This is a genomic window from Inquilinus sp. OTU3971, from assembly GCF_038440215.1.
In genome coordinates this window covers 1-17,403 of record NZ_JASATH010000176.1, presented here as the reverse complement: position 1 = coordinate 17,403, position 17,403 = coordinate 1, and the positions used below count along the sequence as shown (strand labels likewise).

16 protein-coding genes are annotated in these 17,403 nt (G+C 66.4%); 10 read left to right on the top strand and 6 right to left on the bottom strand.

All coding sequences use genetic code 11. The annotated features are described in order from the left end of the window. The first annotated feature begins 60 nt into the window (after window positions 1–60). Window positions 61–954 (top strand): TIGR01459 family HAD-type hydrolase, encoded by an 894-nt coding sequence (locus tag AAHM41_RS31605; protein ID WP_342240609.1) that lies wholly within the window; start codon window positions 61–63, stop codon window positions 952–954. Between the two features lie 47 nt (window positions 955–1,001). On the opposite strand, the gene AAHM41_RS31600 is transcribed toward AAHM41_RS31605, so the two are convergent. Then, window positions 1,002–1,310 (bottom strand): ribbon-helix-helix domain-containing protein, encoded by a 309-nt coding sequence (locus tag AAHM41_RS31600; protein WP_342240608.1) that lies wholly within the window; start codon window positions 1,308–1,310, stop codon window positions 1,002–1,004. 211 nt (window positions 1,311–1,521) lie between these two features. Next, window positions 1,522–2,490 carry a cation diffusion facilitator family transporter gene (locus AAHM41_RS31595; protein ID WP_342240607.1) on the bottom strand — a complete coding sequence of 323 codons (969 nt, stop codon included), beginning with the start codon at window positions 2,488–2,490 and terminating at the stop codon, window positions 1,522–1,524. A 229-nt stretch (window positions 2,491–2,719) separates the two neighbouring features. Here AAHM41_RS31595 and AAHM41_RS31590 point away from each other — a divergent pair, with 229 nt between their 5' ends. The 6 genes from AAHM41_RS31590 (at window position 2,720) to AAHM41_RS31565 (ending at window position 8,488) form a co-directional block, all read left to right on the top strand. Next, window positions 2,720–3,280 (top strand): F0F1 ATP synthase subunit delta, encoded by a 561-nt coding sequence (locus AAHM41_RS31590; RefSeq protein WP_342240606.1) that lies wholly within the window; start codon window positions 2,720–2,722, stop codon window positions 3,278–3,280. Next, window positions 3,280–4,809 carry a F0F1 ATP synthase subunit alpha gene (gene atpA, locus AAHM41_RS31585; protein ID WP_342240605.1) on the top strand — a complete coding sequence of 510 codons (1,530 nt, stop codon included), beginning with the start codon at window positions 3,280–3,282 and terminating at the stop codon, window positions 4,807–4,809. Before AAHM41_RS31590 ends, atpA begins: the two co-directional genes overlap by 1 nt. A gap of 54 nt (window positions 4,810–4,863) precedes the next feature. After that, the gene (locus AAHM41_RS31580; RefSeq protein WP_342240604.1) at window positions 4,864–5,742 is read left to right on the top strand and encodes a F0F1 ATP synthase subunit gamma; all 879 of its coding nucleotides are present in this window, start codon (window positions 4,864–4,866) and stop codon (window positions 5,740–5,742) included. Window positions 5,743–5,796: 54 nt separating this feature from the next. Then, entirely contained in the window at window positions 5,797–7,230 is a 1,434-nt protein-coding gene (gene atpD / locus AAHM41_RS31575) for a F0F1 ATP synthase subunit beta (protein WP_342240603.1), read from the top strand. 29 nt (window positions 7,231–7,259) lie between these two features. Next, window positions 7,260–7,688, top strand: coding sequence for a F0F1 ATP synthase subunit epsilon (locus AAHM41_RS31570; protein ID WP_342240602.1), 429 nt, complete (start codon window positions 7,260–7,262; stop codon window positions 7,686–7,688). Between the two features lie 173 nt (window positions 7,689–7,861). Next, the gene (locus AAHM41_RS31565; RefSeq protein WP_342240601.1) at window positions 7,862–8,488 is read left to right on the top strand and encodes a hypothetical protein; all 627 of its coding nucleotides are present in this window, start codon (window positions 7,862–7,864) and stop codon (window positions 8,486–8,488) included. 83 nt (window positions 8,489–8,571) lie between these two features. Here the strand turns inward: AAHM41_RS31565 and AAHM41_RS31560 are convergent, their stop codons facing one another. Together AAHM41_RS31560 and AAHM41_RS31555 are read right to left on the bottom strand one after the other, a co-directional pair. Further along, window positions 8,572–9,405, bottom strand: a complete 834-nt coding sequence (locus AAHM41_RS31560; protein WP_342240600.1) for an integrase core domain-containing protein — start codon at window positions 9,403–9,405, stop codon at window positions 8,572–8,574. Further along, window positions 9,396–9,851, bottom strand: coding sequence for a hypothetical protein (locus AAHM41_RS31555; RefSeq protein ID WP_342240599.1), 456 nt, complete (start codon window positions 9,849–9,851; stop codon window positions 9,396–9,398). The genes AAHM41_RS31560 and AAHM41_RS31555 overlap by 10 nt, the downstream gene beginning before the upstream one ends. Window positions 9,852–10,349: 498 nt before the next feature. Here AAHM41_RS31555 and AAHM41_RS31550 point away from each other — a divergent pair, with 498 nt between their 5' ends. Continuing rightward, window positions 10,350–11,129: a universal stress protein gene (locus AAHM41_RS31550; protein WP_342240598.1), complete on the top strand. Its 780-nt coding sequence runs from the start codon at window positions 10,350–10,352 to the stop codon at window positions 11,127–11,129. Between the two features lie 51 nt (window positions 11,130–11,180). Here the strand turns inward: AAHM41_RS31550 and AAHM41_RS31545 are convergent, their stop codons facing one another. Next, window positions 11,181–13,640, bottom strand: a complete 2,460-nt coding sequence (locus AAHM41_RS31545) for a PAS-domain containing protein (protein WP_342240597.1) — start codon at window positions 13,638–13,640, stop codon at window positions 11,181–11,183. An 80-nt stretch (window positions 13,641–13,720) separates the two neighbouring features. Beyond that, window positions 13,721–14,815, bottom strand: a complete 1,095-nt coding sequence (locus tag AAHM41_RS31540; protein ID WP_342240596.1) for a branched-chain amino acid ABC transporter substrate-binding protein — start codon at window positions 14,813–14,815, stop codon at window positions 13,721–13,723. A gap of 910 nt (window positions 14,816–15,725) precedes the next feature. On the opposite strand from AAHM41_RS31540, the gene AAHM41_RS31535 reads away from it, so the two are divergent. Beyond that, the gene (locus tag AAHM41_RS31535) at window positions 15,726–16,124 is read left to right on the top strand and encodes a RidA family protein (protein WP_342240595.1); all 399 of its coding nucleotides are present in this window, start codon (window positions 15,726–15,728) and stop codon (window positions 16,122–16,124) included. Window positions 16,125–16,312: 188 nt separating this feature from the next. Continuing rightward, complete coding sequence (locus AAHM41_RS31530) at window positions 16,313–17,338, top strand: substrate-binding domain-containing protein (RefSeq protein ID WP_342240594.1); 1,026 nt, start codon at window positions 16,313–16,315, stop codon at window positions 17,336–17,338. The last annotated feature ends 65 nt before the right edge of the window (window positions 17,339–17,403 follow it).

Here is a 17,403-nt window from a genome sequence, read left to right as displayed (position 1 = left end):
GGGGCCCCCCCCCGTCGCTCCATGGCACAAGACCGGAATGGGACCAACAGGCCAGCACGGATGACCGAGAACATTCCGATCCTCGACGGCGTCGCCGCGATCCGCGACCGCTACGACGCCTTCATCGTCGACCTGTGGGGCGTGGTGCATGACGGGGTCACGCCCTATCCCGGCGTGATCGACTGCCTACAGCGGCTGCGCGGCGACGGCAAGCAGGTCTGCCTGCTGTCGAACGCGCCGCGCCGGGTCGGGTCCGTGGTGCAGCGCCTGGCCCAGATCGGCGTGCCGGAGGAGTGCTGGGACGCCATCCTGTCCTCGGGCGAGGCGGCGCATCTGGCGCTGGCGGAGCGCGACGACGACTTCCACCAGGCGCTGGGCGAGCGCTTCCTGCATCTCGGCCCCGACCGCGACGCCGATGTCTATGAGGGCGTCGACGACGTCGTCCGGGTCGACGACCTGGCCGATGCCGACTTCGTGCTGAACACCGGCATCGACGACCCGGAGGAGCGGGTCGAGGACCATGCCCCGCTGCTGAAGGCCGCGGCGGCCCGCCGCCTGCCGATGATCTGCGCCAACCCGGACATCGTCGTCATCGTCGGCGGCCGGATGCAGATCTGCGCCGGCGCCCTGGCGCAGCACTACGAGACGCTGGGCGGCCAGGTGTTCTATCACGGCAAGCCGCACCCGCCGGTCTATCGCCGCTGCTTCGAGCTGCTGGGCCGGCCCGACCCGGCGCGGGTGCTGGCGATCGGCGACAGCTTCCACACCGACATGGCCGGCGCGGCCGCGGCCGGGATCGACGGGCTGTTCGTGATCGGCGGCATCCACGGCGCCGAGCTGCGCGACAGCGCGTCCGGCCGGCCGGACGCCCACAAGCTGGCCGCCGCCGCCGAACGGCACCGGCTGCGGCCGGTGGCCGCGGTGGAACGGCTGAACTGGGACGGTCTCGTCTGAGGTTCGGTGACGATGCCGGGTTCGCCGCGGCGGACCCGGCCTGCGGTCTACGCCCGCGCCCCGATCACGCCTTCCAGCGCCGCGACCAGCAGTGCTGGCGGGGTCTGGACCGAGGCGTGGACCGGCGGCTGCACCGATGCCGGCCGGCGCGTCAGCTCACGGAAATAGCACAGGACGAAGACCCGCAGCGCCCCGGTCAGGCCGCTGCCCTTGCGGGCGGCGTCGATGCGGGTGCAGATCTCGTTCAGACCGATCTGCTCGCGCGCGCAGATCTCCATCAGCCCGTCCCAGAACACCACTTCCATGCGGACGCTGGTCCGCCGCCCCGCGACCGTCACGTTGCGGCAGATCGACATCGGGTCCGCGTCGCGGGCTAAAGCTCCATTATGGCCCATCATCACCTTTCCGGGCCCGCTGCCCGGGACAGCCGGGCCATGGGCGACATCAAATACACGGTAGTATGTCGAATAATTACCGCTTTCGAGCAAAAAGGTGAACTGTCGTTTGCGCTTTTGCGTTACGACGCGTTGCGCCTCGTGTCGCGGCGTCGCCGCGACGTGCGGGCGCCTAGTGTCGCGGCGTGTGCGCCAGGTCGGCGCAGATCTCGAATTCGGCCTGCACCGTGGCGTGGTCGACGCCGAAGCGATCGCGCAGCAGGCGGGTCACCGCGCCGATCGCCTGATCGGAATCGGCGCCCTCGCGGAGCCGGGCGTGCAGGGTCACCAGCGGCCGGTCCGGTGTCAGGGTCCAGGCATGGACGTGATGCACGTCGATCACCTCATGCACCTCGGCCAGGATCGCCGCGCTCAGCGCCGCCTCGTCGATCCCGCCGGGCGACCCCTCCACCAGCACATGGCCGGATTCGCGCAGGATCGCCCAGGCGCTGCGCAGCACCAGCAGCGACACCAGCACCGACAGGATCGGGTCGATCGGGGTCCAGCCGGTCAGTAGGATCACGGCGCCGGCGGCGAGCGCGCCGACCGAGCCGAGCAGGTCGCCCATCACATGCAGCGCCGCGCCGCGCAGGTTCAGATTGCCGCGGTCGCCGCCCTGCAGCACCCGGAAGGCGACCAGGTTGGCCACCAGCCCGGCCGCGGCGACGCCGATCATCAGCCCGCCCTCGACCGGCGCCGGCGCGGCCAGCCGGCCGGCGGCCTCGACCACGATGGCGACGACCACGGCCAGCAGCACGATGCCGTTGGCGAAGGCGGCCAGCACCTGCACCCTTCCGTAGCCGTAGCTGCGCCGGGCGTCGCGCGGCCGCCGCGCCATCCGTGCCGCCAGCCAGGCCAGGGCCAGCGCCGCCGCATCGGTCAGCATGTGGCCGGCATCGGCCAGGAGGGCCAGGGAATTGGCGATCCAGCCGCCCGCCGCCTCGACCAGCATGAAGCCGGCGGTGATGGCCAGCGCGATCAGCAGGCGCCGCTCGCCATCCGCCCCGTCCGGCATGCCGTGATGGTGGGCATGGCCCGGCCCGTGGTCATGCGCCGCATGATCATCGCCGGAGTCGGACCCAGGAGAATGGTCGTGCGGCATTCCGGCCTCCGGAGGATGCGAATCGCTCGCGCCAGTCTACATCCGGCACTCCGCCGTGAAAAACCCGCCTCCATGCCGGTTGCGCACCCCCTACCGCTATGTTAGATGACGGCGCGCCGAGCGTAAGGGGTGGGCCTCGGACAGCCCTCTGTTGTGCGATAGAGCCCCCCGAACTTTCGGTGGTCGTGGCCTCCTGCCACGGTCGACAACAACGATCGAGGGACGATCGGTGGCAGCCACAGGCTCAGGGATTTCCGGCCTCGCATCCAGCTACGCGACGGCGCTCTACGCACTCGCCGACGAGGGCAAGGCGCTCGACCAGACCGCGGACGACCTGCGCGGCCTGAAGACAGCCCTGGCCGAGAGCGAGGATCTGCGCCGTCTGGTCCGCAGCCCGCTCTTGTCCCGCGACGCGCAGGGCAAGGCGATGGCCGCGGTGCTGGAGCGGGCGGGCGTGTCCGACCTGGTGCGCCGCTTCATCGGCCTGGTGGCGCGCAACCGCCGCCTGTTCGCCCTCGACGCCATGATCGACGCCTTCCTGGCCGAGCTGGCCCGCCGCCGCGGCGAGGTCACGGCCGACGTCACCGCCGCCGCGGCGCTGACCGACCGCCAGACCGAGGCGCTGGTCGACCAGCTCAAAAAGGCCATGGGCGCCAAGGTCCAGGTCAATGTCAAAATCGATCCCGCGCTGCTCGGCGGGATGATCGTCAAAGTCGGCTCGCGCATGGTCGACAGCTCCCTGCGCACGAAACTGGCCAAGCTGCAGCTCGCGATGAAGGGAACCGTCTGATGGACATCCGTGCCGCCGAAATCTCTGCGATCATCAAGGATCAGATCGCCAATTTCGGGACCGAGGCCGACGTGGCCGAGGTCGGCCAGGTGCTGTCGGTCGGTGACGGCGTCGCCCGCGTCTACGGGCTCGACAACGTCCAGGCGGGCGAGATGGTCGAGTTCCCGGGCGGCATCAAGGGCATGGCGCTGAACCTCGAGACCGACAATGTCGGCATCGTGATCTTCGGCGAGGACCGCGACATCAAGGAAGGCGATACGGTCAAGCGCACCGGCGCCATCGTCGAGGTCCCGGTCGGCCGCGGCCTCTTGGGCCGCGTGGTCGACGCGCTGGGCAACCCGATCGACGGCAAGGGCCCGATCACGGACGCCAAGATGAGCCGCGTCGAGGTCAAGGCCCCGGGCATCATCCCGCGCAAGTCGGTGCATGAGCCGATGCAGACCGGCCTGAAGTCGATCGACGCGCTGACTCCCGTCGGCCGCGGCCAGCGCGAGCTGATCATCGGCGACCGCCAGACCGGCAAGACCGCCGTCGCCATCGACACCATCCTGAACCAGCGCGAGATCAACAAGTCCGGCGACGAGAGCCAGAAGCTCTACTGCATCTACGTCGCGATCGGCCAGAAGCGCTCGACGGTCGCCCAGATCGTCAAGACGCTCGAGGAATACGGCGCGCTGGAATACACCATCGTCGTCGCCGCCACCGCGTCCGAGCCGGCGCCGCTGCAGTTCCTGGCGCCCTACACCGGCGCCGCGATGGGCGAGTTCTTCCGCGACAACGGCATGCACGGGCTGATCATCTATGACGATCTGTCCAAGCAGGCCGTGGCCTACCGCCAGATGTCGCTGCTGCTGCGCCGCCCGCCGGGCCGCGAGGCCTATCCGGGCGACGTGTTCTACCTGCACAGCCGCCTGCTGGAGCGCGCGGCCAAGATGAACGACGAGCACGGCAACGGCTCGCTGACCGCGCTGCCGATCATCGAGACCCAGGCCGGCGACGTCTCGGCCTACATCCCGACCAACGTGATCTCGATCACCGACGGCCAGATCTTCCTCGAGACCGGCCTGTTCTATAAGGGCGTCCGCCCGGCCATCAATGTCGGCCTGTCGGTCAGCCGCGTCGGCTCCGCCGCCCAGGTCAAGGCGATGAAGCAGGTCGCCGGCCGCATCAAGCTCGAGCTCGCGCAGTACCGCGAGATGGAGGCCTTCGCCCAGTTCGCGTCGGACCTCGACGCCTCGACCCAGAAGCTGCTGGCCCGCGGCGCGCGCCTGACCGAGCTCTTGAAGCAGCCGCAGTTCAGCCCGCTGCCGATCGAGGAGCAGGTGGCGTCGATCTTCGCCGGCGTCCGCGGCCATCTCGACACCGTCCCGACCAACCGGGTGCAGGATTTCGAGAAGGGCCTGCTCGACGCGCTGCGCGACGACGGCAAGGCGATCCTCGAAGGCATCCGCGACGAGAAGCAGATCTCGCCGGCGAACGAGGAGAAGCTGTCCGCCTTCATCACGAACTACGCCAAGACCTTCGTCTGATCGGCGGGCCAACCCACCGTTTCGGCCCACCACACCGATTGAAGGCAGGGCACCATGCCGTCGTTGAAGGACCTCAAGAACCGGATCGCCAGCGTCAAGTCGACGCAGAAGATCACCGCGGCCATGAAGATGGTCGCGGCGTCGAAGCTGCGCCGCGCCCAGGATCAGGCCGAGGCCGGGCGGCCCTATGCCGACCGGATGGAGCGGATGCTGACCGGCCTGGCCGCCGTCGCCAAGACGGCGGGCCAGGGCCCGAAGCTGATTTCCGGCACCGGCAAGAGCGACGTGCATCTGCTGCTGGTCATCACCTCCGACCGCGGCCTGGCCGGGGCGTTCAACGCCACGGTGCTGCGCGAGACGCGCAAGCAGATCCGTGAGCTGCAGGGCAAGGGCAAGACGGTGAAGCTGTTCACCGTCGGCCGCAAGGGCCGCGACAGCCTGCGCCGCGACCATGCCAACCTGATCGTCGAGAGCGTCATCGACATCGGCCGGCCGAAGCTGGGCTTCGCCGATGCCGACGGCATCGCGACCCGGATCCTGGCGATGTTCGAGGCGGGCGACTTCGACGTCTGCTCGGTCGTCTACAACAAGTTCAAATCGGCGATCGCCCAGATCATCACGGTGCAGCAGCTGGTGCCCGTGGCGCTCCCGGCGGTGGCCGAGGACACGGCCTCGAACATCGTCTACGAGTTCGAGCCGAGCGAGGAGCAGATCCTGGCGGAGCTGCTGCCGCGCAACCTGGCGATCCAGATCTACAAGGCGCTGCTCGAATCCGCCGCCTCCGAGCAGGGCGCGCGCATGACCGCGATGGACAATGCGACGCGCAACGCGGGCGACATGATCAAGCGGCTGACGCTGGTCTACAACCGGACCCGCCAAGCCTACATCACCAAGGAGCTGATCGAGATCATCTCGGGCGCCGAAGCCGTCTAAGGCCCCTTTCTGATCCACCGATCGCTTGAAGACAGTTCGAGGAGCGTGAGCACCATGGTCGAGACCCAGACCGCAAGCAACGTCATCGGCCGCATCAGCCAGGTTCTGGGCGCCGTGGTGGACGTCCAGTTCGATGGCGAGCTGCCCGCCATTCTGAACGCCCTGACCACCGAGATCGGCGATCGCAAGCTGGTGCTCGAAGTGGCGCAGCATCTCGGCGAGAACACCGTGCGCTGCATCGCCATGGACTCGACCGACGGCCTGGTCCGCGGCAACAAGGTCCAGGACAGCGGCAACGCCATCCAGGTGCCGGTCGGCCCGGAGACGCTCGGCCGCATCATGAACGTGATCGGCGAGCCGATCGACGAGCGCGGCCCGATCAACGCCAAGCTGCATTCGCCGATCCACCGCCAGGCGCCGGACTTCGTCGACCAGGCGACCGAGGCCGAGATGCTGGTCACCGGCATCAAGGTTGTCGACCTGATCAGCCCCTACGCCAAGGGCGGCAAGATCGGCCTGTTCGGCGGCGCCGGCGTCGGCAAGACGGTGACCATCCAGGAGCTGATCAACAACATCGCCAAGGCGCATGGCGGCGTGTCGGTCTTCGCCGGCGTGGGCGAGCGGACCCGTGAGGGCAACGACCTCTATCACGAGATGATCGACTCCAAGGTCATCAACTTCGAGGGCGACTCGAAGGTGGCGCTGGTCTACGGCCAGATGAACGAGCCGCCGGGCGCCCGTGCCCGCGTCGGCCTGTCGGGCCTGACCGTGGCGGAGTACTTCCGCGACGTCGAAGGCCAGGACGTGCTGTTCTTCGTCGACAACATCTTCCGCTTTACCCAGGCGGGCGCCGAGGTGTCGGCGCTGCTCGGCCGCATCCCGTCGGCGGTGGGCTACCAGCCGACCCTGTCGACCGACATGGGCGCGCTGCAGGAGCGCATCACCTCGACCAACAAGGGCTCGATCACCTCGGTGCAGGCCATCTACGTGCCCGCCGACGACCTGACCGACCCGGCGCCGGCGACCTCGTTCTCGCATCTCGACGCGACCACGGTGCTGAGCCGCGCGATCTCCGAGCTGGGCATCTACCCGGCGGTGGACCCGCTCGACTCGACCTCGCGCATCCTCGACCCGCGCGTCGTCGGCCAGGAGCATTACGAGGTGGCCCGCGCCGTGCAGCGCACGCTGCAGGAATACAAGGCGCTGCAGGACATCATCGCCATCCTGGGCATGGACGAGCTGACCGAGGAGCAGAAGCTGACCGTGGCCCGCGCCCGGAAGATCCAGCGCTTCTTCAGCCAGCCCTTCCACGTCGCCGAGGTGTTCACCGGCACGCCGGGCGAGCTGGTTCCGGTCGAGGAGACGGTCCGCGGCTTCAAGGGCATCGTCAACGGCGACTACGACCACCTGCCGGAGGCGGCCTTCTACATGGTCGGCACCATCGACCAGGCCATCGCCAAGGCGAAGAAGCTCGCCGAAGCCGCCTGACGCCAGCAGCATCGCAGCCGGGGACATCCATGGCCGAGAAATTCGCCTTCGAACTGGTCTCGCCCGAGAAGCTGCTCGTGGCGCAGCAGGTCGAGATGGTGGTCGTCCCCGGTGGCGACGGCTATTTCGGCGTGCTGAAGGGGCACATGTCGATGCTGTCGACCGTCCAGCCGGGCGTGATCGACGTCTATGAGCAGCGCAGCGCCGTCTCCAGCCGCCTGTTCGTCACCGGCGGCTTCGCCGAGGTGACGCCGGAGCGCTGCACCGTGCTGGCCGAGGAGGTGGTGCCGGTGGCCTCGCTGGACCGCGCCAAGGTCGAGCAGGAGCTGCGCGACGCCGAGGAGGACGTGGCCGACGCCAAGACCCCCAGCGACAAGGCGGTGGCCGAGCGGTCGCTGAAGCTGGCCCAGGCCAAGCTGACCGCCGTCACCCGCGGCGCGCCGGCCGGCCACGCCTGACCCCGCTGCTCGACAGTTGAATTGGGAAAGGGCCCCTCACGGGGCCCTTTTTCGTGGGCCGGAGGAGGCAGGATCGAATGATCTCGATCGTGCCAAGGCGGTACGGCGTTGTTTTGTCTCCGAAAATGCGATCGCTATGGTGTTAACTGCCGCGTCTGTTCATCCTATGTTCCATGGACACGGCGCAGACCGCTTCGGTTTCGGAGGCCTCGGCCGCTCCCCAGGAGGAGCGGGCGGCGGATCTGTGCGTGGTGGCGGAGCTGCTCGAGATCCAGATGTCGATCGCGCGGGCGACGCAGCGGGAGGCGCTGCAGGCGCCGCAGCCCGGCGCCGACTATTGCCAGCGGATCGCCACCGTGGCGCGTTCGGTGCGGCTGACCCTGCTGCTCAAGGACAAGCTGTCGCGTCAGGCCGAGGAGCGGCGCAAGGCCGCGGCGAAGCGGGAGGCGGCGCAGGAGGACTGGCACGAGCTGCGGGTGAAGCTGGCGATGCAGGCGGCGGTTTACGAATCGTCCGAGGAGGGCGAGGAGGATCGCCGCGCCGACGAGCTGAGCGAGCGGCTGGAGCGGCCGGAGGTGGTCGAGCTGATCGAGGCCAGCCGGGCGGAGGTCGCGGTGGCGGCCTTGTGCCGGCGCTGGGGCTATCCGGTGCGGGTGCAGCAGTGGCTCGAGATGGCCGACGAGGCCATGGAGGAGCTGGGCTTCCTGCCGTCGCAGGACGGCGAGGACGATGAGGATCAGCCCGAGCCCCGCTCCGCCGCTCCCGGCCGCCGCAAGCCGCAGCCGCCGGACACGGGGTGAGCCGCCGGCGAATTCACCGCTTCGCCAACCCTCAGCACTCGCGAACGCAGCCTTCCACTGTGCAACCGGAGAGATCGTTGACACTATAGACCGGATACATCGTTGACAGGTTTCCGGTGTTGTTGAGAGCGCTGATCGCGCCGGCCCGGCCGGGCCGGCGCGATGGGGCGCAGCTTGTGAGTGCCGCGGCCGATGAGGCCGACCGGGTGGTCGGCGAAGCGGACGATCCAGTCGCCGGTCTCGGTCTCGGCGACGCCGACCGGCTCGCCGACCAGGGCCTCGCTGACGAAGATCAGGGTGCCGCCCCATTTGATCTCGCCGTTGGAGCGGACCCGCCGGACCGCGTGCTCGGCATCGTAGGCAGGCTCTTCGATCCGGGCGGGGTAGCACCGCGGGCTTTTACGGTAGCGGCTGGCGGGGGTCTCCTGGCCGAGCGCCTCGTGCGGGCGCAGGTGGTTGTACTCCAGCCGGAAGCGGTCGAAGCTCGCCTGCTGGGCGGCGGGAGTTGCCGCCGGCGGCTTGGCGGTCTCGGCCTTGAGCGTGCCGTGCATCCGCTCATGGCGGCCGTTCTGCTCGGGCGCGCCGGGGTCGATCCGCTCCAGGCGGATGCCGAGCTTGATCCACTTGACCGCCAGCCGGGTCAGCCCGCCGGCGCCGTTGCCAGCAAAGGGCGGGCCGTTGTCCGACCGCAGGCCGAGCGGCAGGCCGTACTCGTGGAAGGCGGCATCGGTCACCGGATCGACCCCCTCGATGGTCGGCTCCACCGACTGGCAGACCAGCAGGAACCGGCTGTCGGCATCGCTCAGGGTCAGCGGATCGCAGCGCACCCCGTCGCCGGTCCGGAACCACCCCTTGAAGTCGATCCCCCACAGATCGTTCGGCGCGGTCACCGGCGCAAAGGGCTGGGTCAGCGGCAACGGCGTGCGCCGCCGCCGGCGCGGCCGCGGTCCTCGACATCGCTCCAGACCAGGTGACCGATCTGAGTCTCGACCTCCTCCCGGTGGCGGGCGCGGCGAGCCTCGCGGCCGCCGTCGCGGGCGCAGAGGTCCTTCACGGCGCGGGCGCGCTGGGCCAGGGTCTGGCGCACCAGATGGGCGTAGCGGGCGAAGGCGAGACCGGGATCTCCGGCCGCAGCCGGGGGCTGAGCCGCCGGGGGGTGCCCGTCCGACGCCTCAGCCGCCCCGTCTGCAGCCGGGACCTCGGCCTGAACCGAAGCCCGAGTCCCCGGGGCGAGGGCGCGGGCACCGGCCGCCTCGGCCAGCTGCATGCCGATCTCGGTCAGGCGCGAGAGCATCTCGCACTGCTGCAGTGCGCAGCCGCGGCCATAGGCCCGGGGGTCGAAATCGGCAGGGATCTCCTTCATGGAACGTATCATGAACAAGTCGCGTGAGCTCGCGCAATGAACATTGTGTTTACTGATTGGGCGGGAGCTGCGCAGCCGGACCTCCGGCGGATGCGCGGCCGGCTCGCCGCTCGTATAGTATAGCCGGGCGCGCGCTGTTGGATGATGGGCCCCCCGCTTCTGGACAGCGCCTCACTCGCCAGCGACGGTCCGGAAAGGGTGATGACCGGACCTTCGGGAGGGTGGCCGTCGATTCCATAGCTGATGTGCGGTGAGAATGGCGGCCATCCGATGCCTGAAGCGATGCGCGCAGTTAGTGAGAACGCGGGCAGACGAGATCAGACCGACCGCGCCGCACCTCGCTTCAGCTCACCGATAAGCCAACGGTTGCCAATTGACCAGATGAATGCACCCGAGGCCATTGCCATATATCAGTCCTGGAGTGCGACTTGGTCCGCTCTCGGACGAGTGGTGCATGCCTCAAGCCAAGTGCCGGCACCGGCCGGCCAGGGAGGCCCAATGCCTTACAAGGACATTCTGGTGTTCCTCGATGCAACGAGCGACACCCCGGCGCGCCTCGACCTCGCGATCTCTCTCGCCCAGGAACATGGGACGAGGCTGCTCGGCGTCGACGTCAGCACGCCGGCGGCGTTCGAGGGGCGATGGAAGGATCAGGCGACCGGCCTTCAGGACCTGTTCCACACCCGACTGAACAGCGCCCATCTCGATGGCGAGTTCCGAGCCGCTGATCGCTCCGCCGGCAGCTGGAAGGCGTTCTATGCACATTTCGCCGATCTGGTCATTGCCACCCAGCGCCACGAGACCAACGCGGAAGTCGTCTTGCCCGCGGTTCCCCAGGATGTCCTGCTCTCGGCGGGGGTGCCCCTCATCGTGCTCCCGCCCAATTGGCAACCGCAGCCCGTGGGCCGGAACATCGTTCTCGCCTGGAATGCGAGCCGCGAGGCGACCCGCGCCGCTCATGACGCGCTGCCGCTTCTGTCTCGCGCCGAGAAGGTGACGCTGTTCGAGTTCGCGCCGCCAGCCGACCAGATGGAATCGGCACCAGGCCTGATGACGGACCATCTTCGCCGGCACGGTATCGATGCCGAGCTATTCACCTGGCCGGATACAGGCGACAATTCGTTGCTGGACGCCCTATTCTCCTGCCTTGACCGGCAGGGAGCGGACCTCATCGTCGCCGGTGCCTACGGCCATTCCCCGTTGTTTGAACGCCTGTTCGGCGGCGTGAGCCAGGATCTGATCCACAATGCGTCGATACCGGTTCTGATGTCGCACTAGCGGCCCTGACCATCTGCCAGCGGCTACGGCGTGCTCAAGCGGCACGCGCGTCTACCGACCAATCCGGTCGAGTGCCTCACGAAGGGCTGCCGCAGCCTGCTCGCGCTCGTCGGTTGACATGAGCTCGGGCTCCATCTGCAACCGCAAATGTGGAAACTCCGCTCGAATTGCTCGGCAACCCGCCTCTAGATTGGCTTTGAAGTCGACCACGCGATAGGTTGCAACTGGATAGGCGATTCCTTTGACGCGGACGTGTCCCACCTCCTCGCAGTGTATCAGTCCCTTAACCTGCGCGAACGTCTCATAGGAGATGAGGATGGATCCGGGGGCTGCTTCCTGTTCGAGCCGTGCGGCGAGATTCACGGCGCCGCCGATGATCGTGTAGTCCATCCGATCTTCGCTGCCGAAGTTCCCGACCGTGCAGTAGTCGGTATGGACACCGATCCGGCAGCGCAGCGGCGTCTCTATTCCGATGTCCCGCCAAGTTTCACCGAGCTCGGTCATTCGCTTCTGCATGGCAAGCGCCATTGAGACACCGGCGATGGCATCCTCCCTTACGCCGCGTGTCTCGGGATCGCCGAAGAACATCAGTATGGCATCGCCGACATACTTGTCGATCGTGGCGCTGAAGGCCAACGCGATCTTCGACATTTCGGTCAGATACTGATTGAGAAGCTGCGTGAGCTCCTCGGATTCCATTCTGTCGGTCGTTTCCGTAAATCCAGCTATATCCGAAAAACAGATCGTCAGCTTCTTTCGCTGACTCTCGATTCTGACATCCTGGCGTCCGCTGAAGATCGAACTGTAGACCTGCGGCGCGAGATATTTGGCAAGTTTACTCGAGAGTGCTTCAAGCGCCGTCGATTTTTCAGACAGATCCTGCTCCCGACGTTTCAACTCGGTGATATCCGAGTAGACCGCAACGGTGCCGCCACCGGAAATCCGGCGTTCACTGATTTGGATCCAGCGATCCGGGCTGCGCCGCTGAACGAACGTCCCGGTCGGATTGCGATGCGCCTCCACCCTCTTGGCGATCCATTCTTCCTCCCGACCAATTGCATCCTCTATAAGGGTATGCTGCACAGCCGCTCGGATAATCGCCTCGAAGCGTGCGCCGGAGGCGACGGCATCACTCATGCCGGGGTAGAGAATTTCGCGATATCGACTGTTGCAGACGACAAGCCTATCTTCCTTATCGTAGAGAGCGAAACCCTCGGAAATACTTTCAATCGCATCGATCAGGCGCTGACGGGCTTCGGCCACCTCGTGCAAATTTTTCTCCTCGACTTCAATCGCAGTGTCTCGGAAAAGCCGAAGCGCCTTGGCCATGCGGCCGATCTCGTCGTCGGCCGCGCTGGGCAGGGGGGCTCGAAGGTTACCGCCGGCGATGGCAATCATGCTTTGGCTGAGGGACGAAAGCCGCGCCAGAAGGCTGCGATCCACGTAGAGCCAGACGATCAGGATGGAGCCGATGAGGGTTAGAACGGCGGAGCCGAGAACGACTCCCGTTCCAAAGGTCTGTACCGTCGCCGTTTCCCGCCCCGCCTGGGCGATGTCATGGTCAGCGGCCGTGACCAGCCGGTCGACCGCAGCTGTCAACTCGCGTGACAGCCGCTCATTTTCGGCCACCACCTGCTCGCCATTGGCCAAGATGGCCAGTTCATCCCCACGGGCGGCCGGGATGCTGCTGTGGCCTGCAACCAGCGCCTTGAACTCCTCCGATCGCTGACGAAAGCGGGTTTGCAGCCGCGTTTCGATCTCCGGGGCCACTGCGTCGAGGGTGCCGAGGGACCGCTGCAGTGGGAAAGCGATGAGGGCGAGATCACCCGGCGAGGACGAGTTGGCGGCCCTCAGCAGCAATTCGTTGATGGCCGCAATCTCTTGCTGCGCTTTCTGCTGCGGGAGATAGTCTGCGATCGCCTGCACAGCACTCTCTGCGGCTGCGGCCCGTACTTCCGGCGACATCGTTAAATCGGTGGCAGCCTCGCGCCATCCAGAGACCTTCGAAGTCACCACAAGAATGCCGGCGGCCAGCAGGCGCACGCTCGCAGTCGTCGTGACCGACAGCCGCCGCAACAGCTCCTCCTTTCGCTCGACGAGCTTTAGCCTTGACTCGACGAGATCCTTGAGGGTCTCGAGATTCCGCGCCAGGCCGCGAACGGCATTTTCGATCTCGGCGATCGAGTCGCTGCCGAGCGTTGTGCCGCTCAGCGACCTGAGAAGCTCTTCGAGCCGCGCCACCTCAATCGAGACGGCATCCGAGATCTCGGCATGCTTCGACTTGGTGGTCGCGCCAAGCAAGGAAGGCGCCGCGGCGGCAACCCGCTCGGCCTGGCGAGACAACTGGAGAGCGGCGAGCGCGGAGGGCACCCGGCGCTGCGTGATGCGCTCGATGACGGAACCGACCTCCAGATGAGCGTAGATCGCGGCAGCGGTCGACAGCATGCTGATCGCGCTCAAGGCGAAGAAGGCGAACAGCAGTCGACCGCGTACACCGAGGCGTTCAAACATTGAAGCCAATCCTGAACGGCCATTGCGGACCCCGCGAGATTCTCTTTAGTCTGAATGGCCGCGCCAGACGTCTACGAATTCTAGTTCAGAGGTGCGTATTCCCCATTTCTCCAGACATACCATACCCAGTTTTGCCTCCTGAGATCGCCTTTGCGGTCAAAGGCGATCGGCCCGAGCACGGTCGAATACTCGTTTTCTCGGAGCGCTGTGATCACCTTTGAAAGTTCAAGTGAACCAGCCTTAGCGACCGCTTGAGTCCAGACCTGGACAGCGCCGTAGGTAAGGAGTGTGTAGGCGTAGGGCTCATAATCCTCCACACGAAACCTTGCTACCACAGAAGCGGCTTCGGCGTTGCGGCGAGGGTCTGGGGCAAACGTGAACAGTATGCCTTCTGCTGCGGGACCCGCGATCAACGCCAGCTCCTCGGTTGCCATAGCATCGCCGGATATGAATTGAACCGGATAACCACGGTCGCGTGCGGCGCTGGCCATGAGCGCCACCTCGGTGTGATACCCGCCGACATAGACCACGCCCACACCGGCTGCCTGAAGCCCTGCAACCTCGGCTGCGTAATCGCTCTTGCCGGGTTCGTACTGAAGGTAGATCGCTTCGTTCAGGCCGTGGCTGTTCAGCCACCTCCTGGTTTCCTCGGCAAGGCCCTTGCCGTAGGTCGTGTTGTCGTGAAGGATCGCAATCTTCTTGCCACTCCAGCGCTCGGCCAGAAACGCCCCTGCGACCGCCCCCTGCGCGTCGTCGCGCCCGATCACCCGGAATACATTGGCGTGGCCCAGCTCCGTCAGACGTGGATTGGTCGAACCCGGTGAAATCTGCAGTACCCCTGCCGCGGCGTAGATTTCCGACGCCGGGATCGAGGCCCCGGAGCAATAATGCCCGACGACGAAGACCACTCCGTCTGCCACGAGCTTCCGGGCCGCTGCAGTCGCTTGCTCGGGATCACAGAAGTCATCGGCAATGACCAGCCGTACTTTCTGGCCGAGCACGCCGCCGTCGACATTGACATCGCGGACCGCCAGCTCCGCGCCCCGTTGCATTTGCTCTCCGATCCAGGTGAGTTTCCCAGTCATTGGGCCTGCGGACCCGATCAGAACTTCCGCCTGAGCTTGGAAGCTGAGGGCGCATGCCAAGACGATAGCAACCGCGAGACGCCGGCGCATGGCTGCTCCTCCGAACTCAACTTACTCCGAAATATTATCGGCGTCGCTACTCCTCTCGGCGTAGCTGCAGCACAATCCCATGTCTCTTCGTCAATTGCATAGGGTTACATGTTTGCGCATGGGGTCGGGATCATTTTCAGAAAATCATCAATGGTCTTAAGAAAATCTTCCAATCGTTTTGTCAGAGGCGAAACATATATTCTCATCTTCTTAGATTATTTTCTCGTTGTCCATAGTGTCGAAGGCCGACTTTTCGCGGAGGCTCCACTCGGTGTCGCGCCAGCGGTTTGGAGCGATGTCGCTCGACGCGATTGGATCGCGACCGTCCGGTCGCGGATGTCCGCTTCCGAGCGACCAGGAGGCCCATCGTAGGTCGGCTTTGGGGACGAAGCGGCCTCCAGAGGCATCGCGCGGACCGGTCCGCACCGAGCCGGACGTGGGCTGGAGCGGGGATGGCGGAATCCCCGTTCGCCGATCAGGCCGCCTGCAGCAGGCCCACCTTCGGATACGGTCGGATGGACATCCTGAGGTCGCGTCGGGCGCTTGGCTTCACGAAGAGGATTGTAGCGGGGCTGGCGATGGCTCCGCCGCTCCGCACGATGCCGGTTGGCCGTCAGGTATCGTCCCGCAGGCACTCTCGATGAGCGGTGGTCAGGGGTGATGGAACGCCTCGCCGCCGCTCGACATCCTGTCAGCTCTGGCCGAAGGAAGCGACCCGACCTCAACCCACCCGCTTCGCAGAGACATACGTCGCGTATGCATATTGACATACGTGGCGTATGTCACGATATGGCGACATACGGGACGTATGTGAATGATCGTCCCGGTCAGCGGGCCTCAACCCTGAAGCCGGGCGATCGTCGCCACGGCAGGGTGGTCCGGCCTGCCTCGCCTGCATAGGAGTGACACGATGGCCAGACGCGATGCGATCTTCCCTGCCGGACGGCAGGCTCTGTACGAGATGAACCGTTATTCAGCGGCGATCCGCTCGGGCGACCTTCTGTTCGTCTCGGGTCAGGTCGGCAGCCGCGAGGACGGGTCGCCCGAGCCGGATTTCGCCAAGCAGGTCCAACTCGCCTTCGACAATCTCGCTTCCGTGCTGAAGGCCGCCGGCTGCACCTTCGACGACGTCATCGACGTCACCACCTTCCACACCGACCCGGCCGCGCAGTGGGAGACGATCGCCCCGATCCGGCTGAAGGCGATCGGCGAGCCGCCCTACCCGAACTGGACCGCGGTGGGCGTGAACTGGCTGGCGGGCTTCGATTTCGAGATTAAGGTCATCGCCCGCATCCCTCAGCCCGCCTGATCACCATCCTTCCGTCGTCCCAAGGGGCGCGCCGGTTCCGTCGGCGCGCCCCTTTTTCGTTGTCCTCCGACAAACCGCTTGACGCCGCCAGCAAAGCCCGCTTTGTTGAAGGGAAGAAATTTCAGTCATTGAAATATACATCAACAACCGGCCGCGGATGCCGCTGCCGGAGCTAGGGAGGACGAGAGATGACGAATTTGCGTACCCGGATCCTGGCGGGCGCCGCCCTTGCGGCCATGCTGTCCGCCGCCCCGGCCGGCGCGGCCGAGCCGTTCCGCTGCGAACCCGGCGAGCTCTACGCCATGAACGTGATGGTCTCGGGCGTCGAGTACTGGTTCCCGGTCTACGAGATGTTCAAGCAGGCCGGCAAACAGATGGGCTGCGAGACCATCTACACCGGCACGCCCGACTACGACGTCACCAAGCAGATCGCCAGCTTCGACCAGATCCTGGCCCGCCAGCCCAAGGGCATCCTGGTGCATCCGATGAACTCCGACCCGTTCATCGAGCCGATCAACCGCGCGATCGAGCAGGGCACGGCGATCGTCACCTTCGCCGCGGATTCGCCGAACTCGAACCGCACCGCCTTCATCACCTCGAACAACGACCTCGAGGGCAAGGGCGCGGCCGACGCCGTGGCCGAGGCGATGGGCGGCAAGGGCGAATACGGCGTGCTGGAGAATCCGGGCCAGGACAACCACGACCGCCGCGTCGCCGCCTTCATCAAGCGGATGGAGGAGAAGTGGCCGGACATGAAGCTGGTCGCCCGCGCCGCCTCGAACCAGGACCCGAACAAGGCCTACCAGGCCGTGCTGTCGATGGCCCAGGCCAACCCCAATCTCGGCGCGCTGTTCATGCCGGAGGCGAACTCGGCCCTCGGCGCCGCCCAGGCCAGCGTCGAGCTCGGCGGCAAGATCAAGGTCATGACCGCCGACGTGAACGCCAAGATCCTCGACATGATCAAGGCCGGCCAGGTCTTCGGCTCGGTCAACCCGAACCAGGGCATGCAGGGCTATATGGGCTTCATGGCGCTGTACCTCGCCGCCCATCCCGACCTGATCGACCCGATGAACGACGCCAAGGGCGCCGGCCGGAACCCGATGGCGATCCCGTTCATCGACAACGGCTACGCGGTGGTGACGGCCGCCAATGCCGACGATTTCTACTGGGATAAGTATCTGAAGCGCCGCGGCACCAAGGGCATCGACGAGTAATCGCCGATCCGCCCGCCGGGCCGGGCCCGGCCGCCCCGGGGGAGCGCGCACCATACCCACGCAAT